Origin of the sequence: Alkalibacillus haloalkaliphilus C5, assembly GCF_000269905.1 — a bacterium.
Taxonomy (GTDB): Bacteria; Bacillota; Bacilli; order Bacillales; family Alkalibacillaceae; genus Alkalibacillus; species Alkalibacillus haloalkaliphilus_A.
This window is the reverse complement of the sequence record NZ_AKIF01000287.1, coordinates 1-663: the sequence shown is the minus strand read 5'-3', so window position 1 is coordinate 663 and position 663 is coordinate 1. Positions and strand designations below refer to the sequence as shown.

The window sequence follows — 663 nt, the reverse complement described above, 5'->3', positions numbered from 1 at the left end:
GTTTTTTTATGCTCAGGAATTATTCTCCCTAATGTTCATATCAAATCTTTTTCAATCATATAGTAGTGGTAAAACATAGGGAGGAACTCAAGTTGGATGAAAAAATACTAAAGTTCTTACCTGAACTATTATCACAAATTGTTCGGCGAAAATTTAATACAGATCAGTTAATAGATTTAGAAGAGATTAGACTACGTGTTGGAAGACAAGCTCAAATGATTTTTCACAATCGAGAAGTCATCTGTCCAGAATATACGTTTGAAAGAACAGACGCGACGAAGTTATTAGCTAAGATCAGTGAATATTCGGTGTATCGTTTAGAAGAGGAATTAAGAAATGGTTATATCACAATACAAGGTGGTCATAGAATTGGTATCAGTGGAAAAGTAGCTGTTGAAGGTGGACAAGTTAAAGCTGTTACCCATGTATCATCATTTAACATAAGAGTTGCATCAGAGAGAAAAGGAGCAGCAAAACACCTTCTCCCCCACATTGCAAAAGGTAAGCTATATAACACTTTACTTATTGGTCCACCCAAAAGTGGAAAAACGACCATTCTTAGAGACATTATAAGGACTTTGAGTGATGGAACAACTCACTTAAAGCCTTCTAGAGTCGCATTAGTCGATGAGCGATCAGAAATAGCTGCTTCTTATAACGGTG

At 35.9% G+C, this 663-nt stretch carries 1 pseudogene; it reads left to right on the top strand.

Annotation, left to right across the window (positions count from 1 at the left end):
* Positions 1–92 precede the first annotated feature (92 nt).
* Positions 93–663 (top strand): annotated as a pseudogene (locus A194_RS19105) (stage III sporulation protein AA); the annotation flags it as partial.